15 protein-coding genes are annotated in these 19813 nt (G+C 56.8%); all 15 read left to right on the top strand.

The genetic code is table 11. From position 1 onward, the window contains the following. Positions 1-162: 162 nt before the first annotated feature. The 15 genes from ACT3RW_RS03520 (at position 163) to eno (ending at position 19810) form a co-directional block, all read left to right on the top strand. Entirely contained in the window at positions 163-1278 is a 1116-nt protein-coding gene (locus tag ACT3RW_RS03520; protein WP_131090210.1) for a mannose-1-phosphate guanylyltransferase, read from the top strand. Positions 1279-1492: 214 nt separating this feature from the next. Beyond that, positions 1493-3637 (top strand): choline BCCT transporter BetT, encoded by a 2145-nt coding sequence (gene betT, locus ACT3RW_RS03525; protein ID WP_131090209.1) that lies wholly within the window; start codon positions 1493-1495, stop codon positions 3635-3637. Continuing rightward, positions 3634-5148, top strand: a complete 1515-nt coding sequence (locus tag ACT3RW_RS03530; RefSeq protein ID WP_262198227.1) for an aldehyde dehydrogenase family protein — start codon at positions 3634-3636, stop codon at positions 5146-5148. The genes betT and ACT3RW_RS03530 overlap by 4 nt, the downstream gene beginning before the upstream one ends. Positions 5149-5160: 12 nt before the next feature. Continuing rightward, on the top strand, positions 5161-6723 hold the full coding sequence (locus ACT3RW_RS03535; protein ID WP_444612841.1) for a GMC family oxidoreductase: 1563 nt from the start codon (positions 5161-5163) through the stop codon (positions 6721-6723). Between the two features lie 130 nt (positions 6724-6853). Then, complete coding sequence (locus ACT3RW_RS03540) at positions 6854-8062, top strand: amidohydrolase (protein WP_444612842.1); 1209 nt, start codon at positions 6854-6856, stop codon at positions 8060-8062. Positions 8063-8349: 287 nt separating this feature from the next. Then, positions 8350-9438, top strand: coding sequence for a BMP family lipoprotein (locus tag ACT3RW_RS03545; RefSeq protein ID WP_444614607.1), 1089 nt, complete (start codon positions 8350-8352; stop codon positions 9436-9438). A 131-nt stretch (positions 9439-9569) separates the two neighbouring features. Beyond that, positions 9570-11171 carry an ABC transporter ATP-binding protein gene (locus tag ACT3RW_RS03550; protein WP_131090204.1) on the top strand — a complete coding sequence of 534 codons (1602 nt, stop codon included), beginning with the start codon at positions 9570-9572 and terminating at the stop codon, positions 11169-11171. Continuing rightward, positions 11168-12376 (top strand): ABC transporter permease, encoded by a 1209-nt coding sequence (locus ACT3RW_RS03555; protein ID WP_315973719.1) that lies wholly within the window; start codon positions 11168-11170, stop codon positions 12374-12376. The genes ACT3RW_RS03550 and ACT3RW_RS03555 overlap by 4 nt, the downstream gene beginning before the upstream one ends. Beyond that, positions 12373-13644 carry an ABC transporter permease gene (locus tag ACT3RW_RS03560; protein WP_131090202.1) on the top strand — a complete coding sequence of 424 codons (1272 nt, stop codon included), beginning with the start codon at positions 12373-12375 and terminating at the stop codon, positions 13642-13644. The genes ACT3RW_RS03555 and ACT3RW_RS03560 overlap by 4 nt, the downstream gene beginning before the upstream one ends. 9 nt (positions 13645-13653) lie before the next feature. Beyond that, positions 13654-14064 carry a cytidine deaminase gene (locus tag ACT3RW_RS03565; RefSeq protein ID WP_131090201.1) on the top strand — a complete coding sequence of 137 codons (411 nt, stop codon included), beginning with the start codon at positions 13654-13656 and terminating at the stop codon, positions 14062-14064. 41 nt (positions 14065-14105) lie between these two features. Next, positions 14106-15419, top strand: coding sequence for a thymidine phosphorylase (locus ACT3RW_RS03570; protein WP_262198224.1), 1314 nt, complete (start codon positions 14106-14108; stop codon positions 15417-15419). A gap of 239 nt (positions 15420-15658) precedes the next feature. Beyond that, complete coding sequence (locus ACT3RW_RS03575) at positions 15659-16333, top strand: DedA family protein (protein ID WP_131090199.1); 675 nt, start codon at positions 15659-15661, stop codon at positions 16331-16333. 91 nt (positions 16334-16424) lie between these two features. Then, the gene (locus ACT3RW_RS03580; RefSeq protein ID WP_131090198.1) at positions 16425-17630 is read left to right on the top strand and encodes an adenosine deaminase; all 1206 of its coding nucleotides are present in this window, start codon (positions 16425-16427) and stop codon (positions 17628-17630) included. Between the two features lie 110 nt (positions 17631-17740). Continuing rightward, the gene (locus ACT3RW_RS03585) at positions 17741-18439 is read left to right on the top strand and encodes a MazG nucleotide pyrophosphohydrolase domain-containing protein (RefSeq protein ID WP_262198223.1); all 699 of its coding nucleotides are present in this window, start codon (positions 17741-17743) and stop codon (positions 18437-18439) included. A gap of 90 nt (positions 18440-18529) precedes the next feature. Then, positions 18530-19810 (top strand): phosphopyruvate hydratase, encoded by a 1281-nt coding sequence (eno, locus tag ACT3RW_RS03590; protein WP_131090197.1) that lies wholly within the window; start codon positions 18530-18532, stop codon positions 19808-19810. The last annotated feature ends 3 nt before the right edge of the window (positions 19811-19813 follow it).

Genomic DNA, 19813 nt, shown 5'->3' on the forward strand with positions numbered 1-19813 from the left:
TTTCGTGTCGAGTTCCTGTGAGCATGTTCACCGAATAGCACGAAAAAAGCGCCCAGTGGCTGATATTTCGGGCTTATTACCGCATACTTACCGTTCGTATTTCCGCGCAATGAAAGATGTCAATGGACGGAATTATCCACCGGATGAATTAGTCTGGAATGCGTGAATGCAGACCTATTAGCCAGATTCCACGGCGTGATCCCCGCCGGCGGTGTTGGTACCCGATTGTGGCCGCTGTCCAGGGCTTCGGCTCCCAAGTTTTTGCACGATCTGACAGGCTCCGGATCGACGCTGATTCGTGCCACCTATGACCGCCTGGTCCCGCTGGCCGGTGAACGCATTATGGTGGTCACCGGTCGTGCCCACCGTGGAGCGGTAGTCAGCCAGTTGCCGGAACTGTGCGACGAGGATCTGGTGCTTGAGCCAGAGCCGCGCGACTCCGCGGCAGCGATCGGGCTGGCCGCAGCCATCTTGTACCGCCGCGATCCGAACATCATCATGGGTTCCTTTGCCGCCGACCAGGTCATTGAGCCGGTGCAGGTGTTCCAAGAGGCTTTGAGCGAAGCCATTCATACCGCGGCCACCGGCAAGATCGTGACCATCGGTATCCATCCGACTCATCCATCCACCGCCTTCGGTTACATCCGCACCGGGCAGCTACTGGATATCCCTAACGCGCCCACCGCTCGTGGTGTGGTGGAGTTTGTGGAGAAGCCGGACGAGGACACCGCACGCAAGTATCTAGCCTCGGGCGGATTCTTCTGGAACGCAGGCATGTTTGTCGCCCCGGTGAGCCTGATGCTTGAGCACCTTGAAGCCAATGAACCTGCGCTGCACGCCGGACTAATGAAAATCGCAGATGCCTGGGAAACCGAGGCACGCGACGAGGTCATGCGTGAAGTCTGGCCCGATCTGCCAAAGATCGCCATCGACTATGCGGTAGCCGAACCCGCAGCCGCCGCAGGAGATGTGGCAGTGATCCCCGGCGTCTTTAACTGGGACGACGTGGGAGACTTCGCCGCGATCGGCCGCTTGAACAAGGCCAGTGCCGAAGAGGGCATCATTAACCTCGGAGACAAGCAGGTCCGCGTGTATGCCGATAACGCTACCGGCGTGGTCTACTCGGATCGTCCGCGGGTCATCGCGCTGGTCGGCATCGAAGACGTGGTGGTCGTTGATACCGCCGACGCGTTGTTGGTCACCACCAAGGAGCACGCGCAGAAGGTCAAGCAGACCGTGGAGGCTCTAAAGGCTGACGGAGCCACCGAGGTGCTCTAGAGCGCACGCGCTGGCAAAAAACACTGTTGGGCCAAGCCGAGATGTACAACAAAAACCGTTGTATGTCTCGGCTTTGTCATTTTTGACGCAATTATGAATTATCTCCCAACTAGGATTTAATATGCCGACCTGACCTCACGTTTTATGTGGCGGTCTGTAGAGGTAAAGCCAAAATGGCCGCCAAAACCGTGGGCGCGTTGATAGGTTGGAAGACATGACTACGGCCAAGATGAACGATGAGTTGTCCAAGTCCGAAAGCAATTCTCCGCCTGGTTCGCCACCGCCAGCGGAAAAAACAAGAATCAACAAGGTGGTGTTTTACGGCTCGGCACTACTGGTGCTGGCCATTGCCCTGTGGGCGATGATCGACCGCGAATCAGCAAGCGCCGTAATTACCACCACGGTGAACTGGATCGGCAAAAACTTCGGCTGGTACTACACCCTGATTGTGGTCTCGGTACTCGTTTTTGTTGTGGGTATCGCAATTTCCAAGGTGGGCAAGACCCGCCTGGGGCCGGATCATTCGCGTCCCACCTTCAACATGTTCACCTGGGCGGCCATGCTATTTGCCGCCGGCATCGGCATCGATTTGATGTTCTTCTCGGTCTCCGAACCGGTCACCCAATATCTGGCGCCGCCGGCCATTGAAGGCTCGACCGTAGAAGCGGCACGACAGGCGATGGCCTGGACGCTATTCCACTACGGCCTGCTCGGCTGGGGGCTGTACGCACTGATCGGCCTGGCGCTGGGCTACTTCGCCTACCGGCACAACCTTCCACTATCCATCCGCTCGGCGCTGTACCCGATTTTAGGTAAGCGCACCGAGGGCTGGATCGGGCACACCGTGGATATCGCCGCCATGCTCGGCACCATCTTTGGTATCGCCACCTCCCTGGGCATTGGTGTGGCGCAGCTGAACTACGGGCTGAACTTTATGTTCGGCATCCCGGAGAACCGCTCGTGGCAGATCATCCTGATCGTCATTGCGGTCATTATGGCCACCGTCTCGGTACTGACCGGTGTGGAAAAGGGCATCCGCCGGCTCTCCGAGCTGAACGTGGTGCTGTGCATTGCGCTGATGCTCTTTGTACTGATCACCGGTTCCACCGCGTACCTGTTCGACGGCATCGTGAACAACATCGGCGACAGCATCGCCATGTTCCCCTCCATGGCGTTGGATACCTTCGCCTATGACCGTCCAGATGAATGGCTGAACGGTTGGACGTTATTCTTCTGGGCTTGGTGGATCGCTTGGGCTCCATTTGTGGGACTGTTCCTGGCACGTATTTCGCGCGGGCGCACCATCCGCCAGTTTGTCATCGCCGTGCTGGTGATTCCTTTTGCGTTCATTCTGCTGTGGATCTCGATCTTCGGCAATAGCGCACTGGAACTGGTCCGCTCGGGCAATACCGCCTTTGGAGAGGTGGCGATGAATACCCCAGAGCGTGCGTTCTACTCGCTGCTGGAACAGATGCCTTTTGCCCCGGTGACCGCGGCGATCGCAACCTTCACCGGTCTGCTGTTCTACGTCACCAGTGCCGACTCTGGTGCGCTGGTGATGGCCAACTTCACCTCGCACCTCAAAGACCCACAGGCCGACGGCTCCAAACCGGTACGACTGTTCTGGTCGTTGGCCACCGGCCTGCTGACCTTGGGCATGCTCTTTGTTGACGGGGTGCCCACCTTGCAGGGCGCCACGGTGATTATGGGATTGCCCTTCTCCTTTGTTTTGGTGTTGATCATGCTGGGGCTCTTTAAGTCCCTGCGCATGGAAACTGCACTGGCGGATAGCTACCAGAACAACATGCACAAGGTGCTCACCAGCCGCATGGGATCAAATTCGGATCGACGCAATTGGAAGCAGCGCATGACCCGCGCAATGACCTACCCGGGCCGGCGTTCAACTACCCGGTTCCTGAATGAGACCGCGTTGCCTGCCCTGCAGGAAGTCAGCGAGGAATTCACCGTTCGTGGGGCCAAGGTCAGCCTGGAAATCGAACAGGTGGAGCACCTGGGATTGGATTCGCTGGATCTGGTGGTCGCCAACGGAGAAGAACGTCCGTTTAAGTACCAGATCTATCCGGTGCAGCTGCAGGTGCCAAGCTTCGCGCGAGTTTCCTCGGGCAAAAACGATTACTTCCGCGTCGAAGTTTTCTCCCAGGAAGGCAGCCACGGTTATGACCTGATGGGTCTGACCAAGGAGCAACTGATCTGCGATGTGCTTGATCAGTACGAAGCGCACCTGGTGTTCCTCGAAGCGCAGACCGAACTTGCCGCCCCGAGCCAGATCAACGCCAGTGGGGCATCCAAAACCCACTGGGAATCAGATTTTGAAACGACACCGAAAGAGGAAGCATGAGTTTTCCACGCAATGAAAATCCGCGCCTACACAGTGGCGCCACCCTATTTATCAACGGTGAATTCCAGGCGGCCGCCAGTGGTGCTACCCGCACCATCAAGTGCCCGGCCAACGGTATTGAGGTAGCCACGGTCTCCGAGGCTGCCCAAGAGGACTCCGAACGCGCCATCGCTGCCGCTCGCGCTTCCTTTGACTCAGGCATCTGGTCCCAGGTCCCGGCCGGTGAACGTGGAGACTTCCTACTGAAGGTCGCCGATCGTTTGGTTGAACGCAAGGACGAATTTGCGCTGGCCGAAACCCTGGATACCGGCAAGCGCCTAGTCGAATCCGAAATTGACATGGACGACATCACCAACAGCTTCCGCTACTTCGGCAAGCTCGCCGGAAACGACGCCGGACGTCTGGTAGATGCCGGGGATGCCAATATCCTCAGCCGCATCACCTACGAACCAGTCGGTGTGGCCGCGATGATCACCCCATGGAACTATCCGCTGCTTCAGGCCGCCTGGAAAATTGCGCCGGCCATCGCCGCAGGCTGCTCCTTTGTGCTCAAGCCAGCCGAGCTGAGCCCGTCCACCGCGATCTTGATGATGGAAATCCTCGACGAGCTGGGCCTGCCCAAGGGTGTGGCCAACCTGGTCACCGGTACCGGTGCACAGGCCGGGGCGATCCTCTCCGAGCACCATGATGTAGATCTGGTCTCTTTCACCGGCGGTCTGGTTACCGGTCGCAAGGTGGCTGCAGCCGCAGCGGGCACGGTGAAGAAGGTGGCACTGGAACTGGGTGGCAAAAACCCGAATGTCATTTTTGCCGACGCCGATTTTGATGCCGCCGTTGACAACGCGTTGAACGCAGCATTTGTGCACTCCGGCCAGGTTTGCTCCGCCGGAGCTCGACTGGTGGTTGAAGAGTCGATCGCCGAAAAGTTTGTTGATGAGCTGGTGCGCCGCACCAAAAACATCAAGCTTGGTGGACCCTTTGATGAAGAAGCTGAAACCGGTGCACTGATTTCCGAGGACCACCTGGCCAAGGTGGAAGCCTACGTGCAGGCCGGCATCGCCGAAGGTGTGCGGGTGCGCTGTGGTGGACGCCGTGCTACGGCCGAGGACGGCGCAGGACTAGAAGCAGGCAGCTTCTACCTGCCGACCATTCTGGATCAGGTTCAGCGCGGCATGTCCGTGGTGGTTGATGAAGCCTTCGGTCCGGTAGTGACCGTGGAAACCTTCAGCACCGAAGACGAAGCAGTGCAGATCGCCAATGACACCGACTACGGTCTAGCCGGTGCGGTGTGGAGCCAGGATGCTTCAAAGACCCAGCGCATCGCCGCACGGCTGCGTCACGGCACCATTTGGATCAACGATTTCCACCCATACCTGCCACAGGCAGAGTGGGGCGGCTTTGGCCAGTCCGGTGTAGGCCGCGAGCTCGGCCCGACCGGCCTGGGCGAGTACCAGGAAGCAAAACATATTTACCAGAACCTGGCACCACAGGTCACCGGTTGGTTTAAGTAAGGAGCATCCCAAATGAAGCAGGAATTTGACTACATCGTCATTGGTGGCGGCTCGGCCGGCTCGGCAGTAGCAGCGCGTTTGAGCGAGGACCCCAACGTAGAAGTGGCCCTCGTTGAAGCTGGCCCCGATGATCGTAGCTACGACGAAGTGTTGCAGCTAGATCGCTGGATGGAGCTTTTAGAATCTGGTCTGGACTGGGATTACCCGATCGAGGAACAGGAAAACGGCAACTCCTTTATGCGCCACGCTCGCGCCAAGGTGATGGGTGGCTGTTCGAGCCACAACTCGTGCATTGCCTTCTGGGCACCACGCGAAGACATCGATGAGTGGGAGAGCAAGCACGGGGCTACCGGCTGGAATTCTGCCATGGCCTACCGGCTTTACAAGCAGCTGGAAACCAACGAGGACGCTGGCCCCGACGCACCACACCATGGTGACAGTGGTCCGGTGAAGCTGATGAACGTTCCCGCCAATGACCCTTGCGGTGTGGCTTTGCTTGACGCCTGTGAACAGGCCGGGATTCCCCGGGCAAAGTTCAACAACAACCAGACGGTGCTCAACGGAGCGAACTTCTTCCAGATCAACCGACGTACTGACGGAACCCGTTCTTCCTCCTCGGTCTCGTACATCCACCCCATCTTGGAGCGCAAAAACTTCACGGTGCTCACCGGGTTGCAGGCCAAGAAGCTGAACTTTGATCAGGACAAAAAGTGCACCGGCGTGGACGTAGCCAACGGAGCTTTTGGTCGCACTGTCACCTTGACGGCCCGCCGTGAAGTGGTGCTGAGCGCCGGCGCCATCGATTCGCCTAAGCTGTTGATGCTCTCGGGTATTGGCCCGGCCGAGCATCTGAAGTCCGTGGGTGTTGAGGTATTGGTTGACGCACCGGGCGTGGGTGAGCACCTACAGGATCACCCTGAAGGCGTCATTCAGTGGGAAGCGAAAAAGCCGATGCCTGAAACCTCCACCCAGTGGTGGGAGATTGGTATTTTCACCCCAACCGAAGAAGGTCTGGATCGTCCGGATTTGATGATGCACTACGGTTCGGTTCCATTTGATATGCACACCCTGCGTCAGGGCTACCCCACCGGGGACAACACCTTCTGCCTGACCCCGAACGTCACTCACGCGAAGTCTCGTGGCACGGTGCGTCTGCGCAGCTGCGACTTCCGTGACAAGCCGAAGGTGGATCCGCGGTACTTCACCGATGAGCAGGGTCATGATGCCAGGGTGATGATTGCCGGTATCCGTAAGGCCCGTGAAATCGTTGAGCAGTCGGCCATGGGGCAGTGGGCCGGGGAAGAACAGTTCCCGGGCAAGGCTGCACAGAGCGATGAGGAAATCTTCGACTACATCAAGCGCACCCACAACACCGTGTACCACCCAGCTGGCACCGTGCGGATGGGTGCCACCGATGATGAACTCAGCCCGCTTGATCCGCAGCTGAAGGTTAAGGGTGTTACCGGCCTACGCGTCGCAGATGCTTCGGTCATGCCCGAGTTAGTGACCGTGAATCCGAACATCACAGTGATGATGATCGGTGAGCGCTGCGCGGAACTAATTCGCGAAAGCTAGTCTCACGATTCAAGGTGGCGTCCAGCGGGAAACCGGTGGGCGCCACCTTTTCTTATGCCTAAACTGTTTCGCGTTGTGGCCAAACATTACGAAGAAATGTTATCTGCGGCTGTTGGACGAGTATGTTCGAATGGTGTCCACCGTGAATGAATATGACAATGTTGCCTCCGTCGCCACCTTCACCGTGCCGATAAACGATCAGCTGATCGACTTTCGGCGTGAATTGCATCGGAACCCGGAGCTGTCGTTCGCGGAGCACCAAACAACAGCCCGGATCATTGAAGCGCTGAGCGCTGCCGGGCTCAACCCGCAAAAAATGGAAGCAACGGGAGCTTTTGTCGACATCGGCGAGGGTCCAATCCGAATTGCCTTCCGCGCAGATATTGATGCGCTACCCGTGGTTGAAGAAACCAATCTTGACTACGCTTCGCTCATTGAGGGAGTAGCCCACGCGTGCGGGCACGACATTCACACCACCGTAATGCTCGGCGTTGCCCTGTCGCTGGGCAAGCTGAACGACCAAGGATTGCTCAACGGACGTGTCCGAGTGATCTTCCAGCCAGCCGAGGAGAAACTTCCTGGCGGTGCCTTGTCGGTGATTGAACAAGGATTGCTTGACGAAGTTCCTCGTGTGCTTGCCTTGCACTGTGACCCGAGGATCGATGCTGGCCACATTGGCACCCGTATCGGTGCCATCACTTCGGCCAGCGACACCATTCGTATTGAGGTTAACGGCCGCGGCGGACATACCTCGCGTCCGCATCTGACCGAAGACATCGTTTTTGCTATGAGCCAGATCGCCACCCAGGTTCCCGCGGTGCTGGGGCGCAAGGTCGACGTGCGTTCAGCTGTTTCTGTGGTGTGGGGGCAGATCCACGCAGGCAGCGCGCCAAACGCCATTCCTGCCACCGGCTACTTGGCCGGCACCATGCGCTGCTTGGACGGGGACATTTGGTACGAAGCTGGCGAGCTGTTGGACAACGCTGTACGTCAGGTAGCTGCGCCGTACGGCGTGGAAATCAAGCTGCAGCACACCCGTGGTGTTCCGCCGGTAGTTAACACCCCAGCGGAAACCGCACTGATTGAAGAAGCTGCGCGCCGAGAATTTGGTGCTGAGGCTATTGAGCTGACCCCGCAGTCCATGGGCGGGGAAGATTTTGCTTGGATGACTCAGAAGGTTCCTGGCGCGATGTTGCGCCTAGGTACTCGAACTCCTGGCGGGAAAACCTATGACCTGCATCGGGGGGACTACGTTCCTGATGAATCATGCATTGGTGTAGGCGTGCGTATCATGACTGCGGCCGCCGTGCAGGCCGTCCGAGAGGCTAACGCTAAGTAGTACGTTGGTCACAGTCGGTTCAAAACTTTTTAACAACTCTTTGACAGTTAGTGAATTCTTTTGGTGACTTGGGCGTTGACGTTAAGCGCTTGCCGTTTTGAAGCCACTTAGTTATATGTTTGTAATCTTTATCGTCTTTACCTGTGACATATCTCCGATAGGCTATGGAAACGATGGGAATGCTACGGCATTTGGGGCGCTCGCGTGAGGCTTAGCATGCTGCTAACCGGCACGAGTGGCTGGTGTCTACTTTCCCACACGATCTCGCACCAACTTTGGAGGAACAGATGCGCTTCGTATCGCGCAAGACCGGTATGGCTGCAGCCATGCTCGGCATCTCGGCATTGGCTTTGAGCGCCTGCGGCGCTGCACCGGAAGAGTCCAGCTCAGCTGGCGCAAACGCAGACTACACCGGTTGTATCGTTTCTGACTCCGGTGGATTCGATGACCAGTCCTTCAACGAGTCGTCTTACCGTGGTTTGATGCAGGCCGAAAAGGACCTGGGCATCAAGGTGAAGAAGGCCGAGTCGAAGTCCAACGCTGACTTCTCCACCAACCTCAACGGCATGATGAGCGCCAAGTGCGACCTGACTGTCACCGTGGGCTTCTTGCTGGCAGATGCCACCGCAGATGCTGCGGCAAAGAACCCAGACTCGCACTTCGCTATCGTCGATAACCAGTACGAGAAGCCAATCAAGAACGTCAAGCCAATTATTTACAACACGGCACAGGCAGCTTACCTAGCTGGCTACGCTGCTGCTGCGGCTTCCGAGACCGGCACCGTTGCTACCTTCGGTGGCATGCAGATCCCTACCGTCACCATCTTCATGGACGGCTTTGCTGATGGCGTTGCCAAGTTCAACGAAGACAAGGGCAAGAACGTCAAGCTGCTGGGCTGGGACAAGAAGAAGCAGAACGGTACCTTCTCCGGCGACTTCGAAAAGCAGGATAAGGGCAAGCAGATCACCAAGAACTTCATCTCTGCTGGTGCAGACGTGATCATGCCTGTTGCCGGTCCTGTAGGTAAGGGCGCTGGCGCTGCAGTAGCTGACGCTAACAAGGGTGGCGACAAGACCAAGCTCATCTGGGTTGACTCCGATGGCTACTTGACCGCACCTGACTACAAGGACTACATGCTGACCTCGGTCGTCAAGACCATGGACAAGGCTGTTGAAGATGTCATCAAGGCTGACGCCGAAGACAAATTCGACTCCAAGCCATACGTAGGCACCTTGGAAAACGAAGGTGTCGCACTGGCACCGTTCCACGATTTCGACTCGACTATCGGGGACGACACCAAGAAGGAGATCGAAGCCCTGAAGGCACAGATCATCTCCGGTGACCTCAAGGTCGAATCGGCAGCAAGCCCAAAGTAGGCTTAGGTATCTAATCCATATAGCGCGTCACCCCTTGCCGATACTCGGCGAGTCGGTGACGCGCTTTATGAATGCCTAGAGGCCAAACCGGCCAACTACCTCGCACAACGAACTATGAAGATGGTGGAATCGTGAAACTCGAACTACGGGGAATCTCGAAAGCCTTCGGTTCTTTCTACGCCAACAAGAACATTGACCTCTTGGTTGATGACGCCCAGATTCACTGTCTGCTCGGCGAAAACGGTGCTGGAAAATCCACGCTTATGAACGTGCTCTACGGTCTATACCAACCGACCGAGGGCGAAATCCTGCTTGATGGAAACCCCGTCGAGTTCTCCGGCCCAGGCGACGCCATGGCTGCCGGTATTGGCATGGTGCACCAGCACTTCATGCTCGTGCCGGTATTCACCGTGGCAGAAAATATTGCCCTCGGCTCAGAAACCACCAAAGCTGGCGGCGTGCTAGACCTGCAGGTCACACGCAAGAAGATCCGCGAAATTTCAGACCGCTACGGTTTTGACGTTGATCCGGACGCCATCGTTGAAGATTTGCCAGTGGGCGTTCAACAGCGCGTGGAGATCATCAAGGCATTGGTACGCGAGGCCAAGATCTTAATCCTTGATGAACCAACCGCGGTGCTGACCCCACAGGAAACCGACGAGCTGCTGGAAATCATGCGCCAGCTCAAAGCTAATGGCACGTCCATCGTTTTCATTTCGCACAAGCTACGTGAAGTGCGAGCCGTTTCCGATGTTATTACCGTGATCCGTCGCGGTGAAGTCATCGATTCGGTGTCACCAGAATCCTCCACCACCGAGCTGGCTAACCTGATGGTCGGCCGCTCCGTGGAACTGAACCTGAACAAGGCCGCTGCCACCCCGGGTGAGGCAGTCTTGCAGGTCAAAGACCTCACCGTGATTGATCCGGCGGGCTCCACCACTTTGAACGCAGTAACCTTCGATATCCACGAAGGTGAAATTCTGGCAGTGGCCGGTGTGCAGGGCAACGGACAGACTGAACTGACCGAAGCCATTTTGGGAACCCAAGCGGTGACCGCCGGCTCGGTGAAGTTGGCCGGTGAAGAACTTGTTGGCAAATCGGTAAAGCAGGTTCTGCGCGCAGGCGTCGGTTTTGTTCCCGAAGACCGTTCGGTCCACGGTCTTGTCACCCAGTTCTCCATCGAAGAAAACTTGGTCCTAGATCTTTATGACCGCGCACCTTTTGGCAAGGGCATCTCGATGAACTTGGATGCGATCAAGAAGAACGCAACCCAGCAGATCAAAGACTTTGATGTTCGCACCGACAACGCGCTGAACCCAGCCTCCAGCCTCTCTGGTGGCAACCAGCAAAAGGTTGTCATGGCGCGTGAGCTCAGCCGCGACCTGAAACTATTTATTGCTTCCCAGCCAACCCGTGGCGTGGACGTGGGATCCATCGAGTTCCTGCACCGCCGCATTGTCGCCGAACGCGACAAGGGCACCCCGGTAATGATCGTATCCACCGAGTTGGACGAAGTCATGGAGCTGGCTGACCGCATTGCCGTGCTTTACAAGGGCAAGATCAACGGAATTGTCCCGGGCAATACTTCTCGCGAAGTGCTCGGTTTGATGATGGCCGGAGTTACTGCCGAAGAAGCCGCAGAACAAGCCGAATTCACTAAGTCAGATAATGAGCCCGTGGAAGCAGTACCCACTAGCGAGCGCAGCGAAAACCAGGAAGGAGAAGGCCAGTGAGCGACACAAAATCACCGGTCATTCCCGACTCCGACAAACCGGGCAACGACCTCTTTAAACAAATCACCCAGGGACCGGGACTAGTTTCAGTCCTCGGCGTGATTGTCGCCCTAGTGATCGGCGGTCTGCTGATCGCCGTGACCGATCAGAAGGTTGCCGAGACCGCCGGATACCTCTTCGCCCGGCCTGCCGACTTCTTCGCTGAGGTTTGGCGTGCAGCCACCGAAAGCTACGTGGCACTGTTCAACGGAGCAGTTTACAACTCCACCCAGGGCTTCAAGCCGTTCTTGGAAACCCTCACCGTTTCCACCCCACTGATCTGTGCCGGCCTCGGCGTGGCAGTGGCATTCCGTGCTGGCCTGTTTAACATTGGCGCGCAGGGTCAGATCATCATCGGTTCGGTTTTGGCCGGCTACGTTGGCTTTGCCTGGCACCTTCCAGTTGTTCTGCACCTCTTGCTGGTGATCGTCTTCGGACTGATCGGCGGTGCGATCTGGGGCGGCATCGTTGGTTTGCTTAAGGCCAAGACCGGCGCCCACGAAGTGATCCTCACGATCATGTTCAACTACGTTGCGCTGTATCTGATCGATTACCTGATGAACACTCAGGCATTCCGTCGTCCAGGCGAAACCAACCCAATTTCTCCGATCTTGGATACCACCGCGACCTTCCCAGCCATTCCAGGTTCACGCCTGCACTTGGGCTTTGTCATGGCCGTGCTACTGGTGATTCTGGTTTCGTGGATGTTCAAGCGCTCCACCATCGGTTTTGAATTCCGCGCCGTTGGCCACAACCCTGAGGCTGCAAAAACCGCAGGTATCAACGTTGCTCGCAGCACCATCATTGCCATGGCTTTGGCCGGCGCCCTTGCCGGTGCCGCTGGTGTGGCTCAGGTGGCGGGTACCGAAAAGGTACTGACCAACGGTATTGCCGGTTCGCTCGGCTTCGACGCGATTACCGTAGCGTTACTCGGCCGTTCCACCCCGTGGGGCACCTTCTTTGCTGGCCTGCTCTTTGGAGCTTTCCAGGCCGGTGCGGTGAACATGCAGATCACTACCGGTACCCCGATCGACATTGTCTCGGTGGTGCAGTCGCTGATCGTTCTGTTCATCGCCGCTCCACCACTGGTCAAGGCGATCTTCGGTATGAACCGCAAGAAGAAGCGCAGCCCTAAGCTCGAAACTACCCAGGCAGGTGCCAAGTGACCTCCTCCACCTTGCAGCCGGCAATCACCGTATTGCCAAGTAAGAAGACCCCGATCATCCTGACGGCGATCGCTGTAATTGTCTTCTTCTGTTTCGGTCTGATGGGCAACAGCCAAAGCGCGCACTTCGCGCTGAACAGTGCCGGCGACGCGTTTAAGCTTCCCGAGCTGGTCTTCCCTGGAAAAGCCAGCAACATTGTTATTGGTCTGCTGCTCATTGCTGCTGCGGTCTACTCATGGTTGCAGCGCAAAAAGAGCAAGACCCTAGCCACCTGGATTATCGCTCTGGCAGCGATCCTCTTTGTCCTAGCCTTCCTCATCTGGGTTGTTGCCGGTGCCGATATCACCACCATCTCGCTGGCAAGTCTGCTGGCCGGTGCTGTGGTGCTGGCGGTCCCACTGGTCTTCGGTTCCCTCTCCGGTGTGCTCTGTGAGCGTGCCGGCGTGGTCAACATTGCCATTGAAGGTCAGTTACTGGGTGGTGCATTCACCGCAGCGCTAGTTTCCTCACTGACCAAAAATGCTTTTGCCGGTCTGATCGCAGCCGGTATTGCCGGTGCCTTGGTCTCCTTGATCCTTGCGCTGTTCTCCATCAAATACTTGGTCAACCAGATCATCGTCGGCGTTGTGCTCAACGTTTTGGTTTCCGGTATCACCGGCTTCCTATTCACCACCGTGATGCAGGAAGATCCAGAGTTGTACAACTCGCCAGCTCACCTTCCAGTGATTGAAATTCCGTTGCTTTCGGCGATCCCAGTGATCGGTCCAATTCTGTTCAAGCAGTCGGTCATCGGTTACCTGATGTACCTTGCGGTCTTCATCGTTTGGTTTGGTTTGTTCAAGACCAAATGGGGTTTGCGCGTGCGTGCCGTGGGCGAACACCCGAAGGCCGCTGACACCCTGGGTATCAAGGTCAACCGCACCCGCTTCTGGAATGTCACCTTGGGTGGCATCGTGGCCGGTATCGGTGGTTCCTTCTTCACCTTGGTCGCCATCGACTCCTTCACCAAGGAAATCTCCGGCGGTCGTGGCTTCATCGCATTGGCCGCAGTCATCTTTGGCCGTTGGAATCCTATTGGTGCATTCCTGGCTGCCTTGCTCTTTGGCTTTGCCGATAACTTGCAGGTCATCTTGACCATCATTGGTACTCCGGTGCCAAGCCAGTTCATGGCCATGATGCCTTACCTCGTGACCATCTTCGCCGTAGCTGGACTGGTGGGGCGCTCCCGCGGGCCGGCAGCCGCCGGCGAACCCTACGTGAAGGAATAACTGGTACCCATGAATACCAACACCGCGCCGTGGTCGCAGCTTGAAGCTGCCGCCGCGGCCGCGCTGTCTCAGGCCTACGCACCCTACTCCAAGTTCCGGGTAGGGTCCGCGGCTTTGACCAGCGACGGCCGCACAATCTCCGGATGCAACGTCGAAAACGCCGCCTACGGTGTCACCCTGTGCGCCGAATGCGCCATGGTCGGACAGCTCTTTGCTACCGGTGGCGGCACCTTGGAATACTTCGTTTGCTTCGGCCAACTCGAAGAGAACCAACTTGAACTGATCACTCCCTGCGGGCGCTGCCGCCAAATCCTCTTTGAACACCGAGGGGCAGATCTAAAGATCAAAACTGCCCGCGGCATCGTGGGGATCGAAGATCTATTGCCTGATGCCTTCGGGCCACAAAACCTCAACGTGTAACACCGCTTTACCGGTGAACTCCAGAACGAAAGGTGCCAACGATGGCTACCGAAAAATTCAGTGCAGTTGAAGTCATTCGTGCCAAGCGCGACGGCGGAGAACTGAGCAACGAGATGATTGACTGGACCATCGACGCTTATACCCGCGGGGTCATTGCTGAAGAGCAGATGTCCGCGTTGAATATGGCGATCTTTTTCCAGGGCATGAACCGTAGCGAGATTTCCCGCTGGACCACCGCCATGATCAACTCCGGTGAGCGCATGGACTTCTCCACCTTGGCTGATCCTCAGGGCAAAAAACTCGCAACCACCGACAAGCATTCCACCGGCGGCGTGGGAGATAAGATCACCTTGCCGCTAGCGCCATTGGTGGCAAGCTTTGGTGTTGCCGTGCCACAGCTTTCGGGCCGCGGTCTGGGTCATACCGGTGGCACCTTGGACAAGCTTGAAGCGATTCCCGGATGGCGTGCAAACCTATCCAATGAAGAACTCTTCTCCCAGCTTTCCACCGTGGGTGCGGTGATCTGTGCTGCCGGTGCTGGCTTGGCGCCGGCAGATAAGAAGCTCTACGCACTGCGCGACGTCACCGCAACCGTCGAAGCAATCCCGCTGATCGCCTCGTCAATCATGAGCAAGAAGATCGCCGAAGGTACCGGCTCTCTCGTTCTGGACGTGAAGGTTGGCTCCGGCGCGTTCATGAAGGACGAATCCATGGCCCGCGAACTCGCCGAGACCATGGTCAACCTTGGCACCGACGCCGGAGTGAACACCGTCGCCTTGCTGACCAATATGGAAACTCCGCTGGGCCTCACCGCAGGTAATGCGATCGAGGTCGAAGAGTCCGTTGAGGTGCTCGCCGGTGGGGGACCAGAAGACGTTATTGAGCTGACCGTTGCCTTGGCCGTCGAAATGCTGGCTGGTGCCGGCATTCATGATGTTGATGTGCGTGCAGCGCTGAACAATGGACAGGCCATGGACAGCTGGCGTGCCATGATCGCGGCTCAAGGTGGCGATCCGGATGCAAAACTGCCAGTGGCTAAGGAATCGCACACCGTCGTAGCTCCGGCCGAAGGTGTATTGATCAAACTTGATGCCATGGACATTGGTTTGGCCGCGTGGACTTTGGGTGCAGGCCGTGCCCGTAAGGAAGACAGCGTTCAGGCCGGCGCAGGCGTGCGTATGCACGTGAAGCCCGGAGCCATGGTTCGTCGTGGGGAGCCCATCGCGACCCTGCTGACCGACACACCAGAAAAGATGGCACGTGCTATCGAACTAGTTGAGCACGCCATCATGATCGGCGCCAAGGACGACCGCCCCGATATGCGTCTGATTATGGATCGTATTGCTGCTAGGTAACTGGCTTGAATCATCGAAGGGTCGAAAAACGTCAAAGACGTTTTTCGGCCCTTCTTTTTGCGCATGGGTTGGGAACCATTTTGAGGTACCGAATCGTTGACCCATTAGCTCCTACCTGGGTAGTGGGTAGAAGAAGTCCACATTGACGCAACAGTATGATGCGAACCTGCAGACTCTCGAGCGAAAATGAAGTAGTGGACAACGCTGTAAGCGTTTCGGGAAAGAAGATGTAAGTACGTATGGAACTAGTCAATGAGGCCATTACGCAGGCTGCCAGTGCATGGTGGGTTCTGCCGCTCTTATTTCTGTTCTGCCTTATTGACGCGTTTTTCCCCATCGTTCCCAGCGAATCTTTCCTCGTCTCACTGGCCGTAGTTGGTATCCACTCCGGCACACCTAACCTCATTCTTGTTGGTGTCCTCGGCGCTGCCGGTGCACTGTTGGGGGACCAGATCACCTTTGCGATCGGTCGAAAGATCGGTTCTCGTCGATTTAGCTGGATGCGCGGACGACGTGCTCAACGGGTACTTCACTACGCTGAGAAGAAGTTAGAGACTTCCGGAGCATTGCTGATCTTCACCGCCCGCTACATTCCAGTGGGACGTGTGGCGGTGAACCTCACCGCCGGGGCCACCGGATACAGCCATAAGCGCTTCACGCTCTTTGACACCATCGGGGTGCTGACCTGGGCCACCTACTCGGTGAGCATCGGTGCTCTGGCTGGCAACTGGATGCATGATAATAAACTGCTCGGCATCGCAATCTCGATTGTGATTGCCGTGGTGCTTGGATTCATCATTGATCGGATTGTCAGTTGGGCGCTTGATCGCTATCACCGGCGTGCTGAGCTGGCCAAGGAGCACCGTGAACAAGTTGAACGTGAGACCGTCCCACCAACCACCGACGAGGGTTAACCTGCAGTATTGAGCAGGGTCACATTGTGGCTCGAAGATCTTTACCTGCTGGAACTGTCAGTTCACGGGAATAGCGACTAGGCTCAGTGGTGTGACTGAAGAATTGATTCATACTGATTATGATCCTGCGTTCGACTTCCGGGATCTGCCTAAAGTTTCGCTACACGACCACCTTGATGGCGGATTGCGACCTCAAACGATCATCGAACTGGCCGCTGAGGTAAACCACAAACTGCCTGAGACCGAAGCTGAAGCTTTGGGCGATTGGTTCCGTGAATCGGCCGACTCCGGCTCTCTGCCACGTTACTTGGAAACTTTCGAGCACACCCTTGCAGTGATGCAGACCAGTGACGCACTGATCCGCGTAGCCCGCGAGTTTGTTGAAGACCTCGCAGAAGACGGCGTGATCTACGGCGAAGTTCGCTACGCACCAGAGCAGCACCTGCGCGAAGGCCTGAGCCTGGATGACGTTGTTGACGCCGTTCAAGAAGGTCTGGACCAAGCCTGTGAAGTGCTGAACGCCCAAGGCCACCCAATGCAGGTTGGCCAAGTACTTAGCGCCATGCGCCAAAGTGATCAGAGCGTGGAAATCGCCAAGCTGGCGCTGCGCCACCGCGGCCACGGAGTTGTCGCCTTTGACATCGCCGGCCCGGAAGATGGCTTCCCGCCATCACGCCTAAAGGAAGCTTTCGACCTGTTGGCCGAAAACCTGTTCCCAACCACCGTTCACGCTGGCGAGGCCGCAGGCCTAGATTCCATCAAGGAAGCAATCTTGATCGGTCGCGCTCAGCGCTTGGGTCACGGTGTTCGAGTTGCTGAAGACATTGAAATTGAATTCGGCGCCATCGATGAAAACGGTGAAGAGCTCAGTGATGACACCGGTTTGGTTTCGCTGGGTCCAGTGGCAAACTGGGTACGCGAACGCGGTATCCCACTAGAAATCTGCCCATCGTCTAACCTGCAGACCGGCGCTACCGCCAAGTTCGGTGAGGGTATTCGTAACCACCCGATCGATCTGTTGGTCCAGACTGGTTTTAACGTCACCATCTCACCAGATAACCGACTGATGTCCGGCACCAGCCTGTCCGACGAATTTGAGCTACTGGTCGAAGGCTTCGACTACGACCTCGAAGACCTGTTGGACCTGACGCTCAATGCTGCAGAAGCCGCCTTTGTCCCATTGGAAATGCGTGAGTTGCTTGTTGAATACATCAACGACTACTACGACAATCTGTTGGAAGACGACGACGTGCAGGGCGAATTCGACGAAGACGAATACGAAAACGTCGCCGACTAATAAGCGTCAGTCGCTAGAACGTTGATGCTGAAGGCCAGTTCCTCCTTGATCGGAGGAGCTGGTCTTTTGTTTTGCCTTGGGCGGTGCCAGACTTCGCTAGCATGGTCGTTATGGCGCAGAAGCAGACACCGACGCAACAGTTGATTCAGACGATAAACATCTTGCGTGAAAAATGCGCTTGGACCGCAGCACTGACCCACGAGTCCCTGCGCACCTACCTCATTGAGGAAAGCTACGAGGTTCTTGATGCCATCTCCGAAAACAATCCGGAGCTGCTCAAAGAGGAACTAGGCGATCTTTACTTCCAAGTGTTACTGCATGCACTGATTGAAGACGAGCAGGGCAACTTCGGGATAGAAGACATTTCACAAACACTCAATGAAAAATTGTTGCGTCGAAACCAACATGTTTTTGATGCTGATGGCGAAGTTCGCCATTTCATTACCGATGATGTTGACGAGATTATTCGCGTCTGGGACGCAGCCAAACAAGCCGAGCGACAAGGCAAGCCGAAGGCACGCAAAAACGCTGGCCTCCCTGCTGGATTGCCGTCCCTCACACTGGCCCAAAAGCTACTGGACAGGCATACCAGAGCGGGCTCTGACAAGGTCGATGATCAGTTAGTCAGCCATTCGGTCAGGGAACGAATTACTGATGAAGACACCCTGGCCGCCGAGCTGCTGGCGCTGACGGCAAGGGCAGAAGAACTGGGCCTAGATGCCGAATCTGTTCTGCGCGTAACGCTATCGAAACGCTACGGTTCTGAAATCGACGCCACGATATCGCCTAAATCACCTTCGAAGCGCTAGGCTAGAGACTGGCAAAGGCGCCGACGGTCTTTTCAGCGACTGCTGGCTGACCTTCCTTAGACCACACCTTTCTACAAGGAGCCCATACTCATGGCATTGATTGACGCCATCCACGCGCGCGAAATTCTTGATTCCCGCGGCAACCCAACCGTTGAGGTTGAGGTTCTGCTTTCCGACGGTTCGCACGGCCGTGCAGCAGTTCCATCCGGTGCTTCCACCGGTCAGTTCGAAGCAGTTGAGCGTCGCGACGGTGACAAGGATCGTTACCTGGGCAAGGGTGTTCTCGGAGCAGTAGAGTCCGTCATCGACGAGATCGCTGACGAACTTGAAGGCCTCGACGCAACCGATCAGCGCGCGATCGACCAGGCAATGCTTGAACTGGACGGAACCAGCAACAAGGGCAAGCTTGGCGCAAACGCTATCTTGGGCGTTTCGCTGGCAGTTGCTAACGCAGCAGCAGTGAGCTCCAACCTTCCTCTGTACAAGTACCTGGGCGGCCCGAACGCACACGTACTTCCAGTTCCACTGATGAACATCCTCAACGGTGGCTCCCACGCCGACTCCGATGTGGACATCCAGGAATTCATGATTGTTCCTTTGGGCGCACCAACCTTCTCTGAAGGCCTGCGTTGGGGCGTTGAGGTTTACCACAACCTCAAGTCCGTACTGAAGGAAAAGAACCTGTCCACCGGTCTGGGCGATGAGGGCGGCTTCGCTCCTAACCTGCCAAGCAACCGTGCTGCACTGGAACTGATCACCGAAGCTATCACCCGCGCTGGCTACACCCCAGGTGAGCAGATCGCTTTGGCTTTGGACGTTGCTTCCTCTGAGTTCTTCGAGAACGGTGCATACCAGTTCGAAGGCAAGGCACTGTCCGCTCAGGAGATGAGCGATTACTACGCTGAGCTCGTTGCCGACTTCCCATTGGTTTCCATCGAGGATCCACTGGACGAGAACGACTGGGACGGCTGGAAGACCCTTACCGATGCAATCGGTGACAAGGTTCAGCTGGTTGGTGACGACCTGTTCGTAACCAACCCAGAGCGTCTTGCCGACGGCATTGCCAAGGGCACCGCTAACTCGCTGCTGGTGAAGGTCAACCAGATTGGTTCCCTGACCGAAACCATCGACGCTGTCACCATGGCTCAGCGCGCTGGTTACACCACCATCACCTCGCACCGCTCGGGTGAAACCGAAGACGTCACCATCGCTGACATCTGTGTTGCAACCAACGCAGGTCAGATCAAGACCGGTGCACCAGCTCGTTCCGAGCGCGTAGCTAAGTACAACCAGCTGCTGCGCATCGAGGAAGACTTGGGCGCTTCAGCTGTTTACGCTGGACGCAATGCGTTCCCGCGTTTCAACAGCTAATTA

Source organism: Glutamicibacter sp. AOP5-A2-18, from assembly GCF_052446055.1.
GTDB lineage: Bacteria > Actinomycetota > Actinomycetes > Actinomycetales > Micrococcaceae > Glutamicibacter.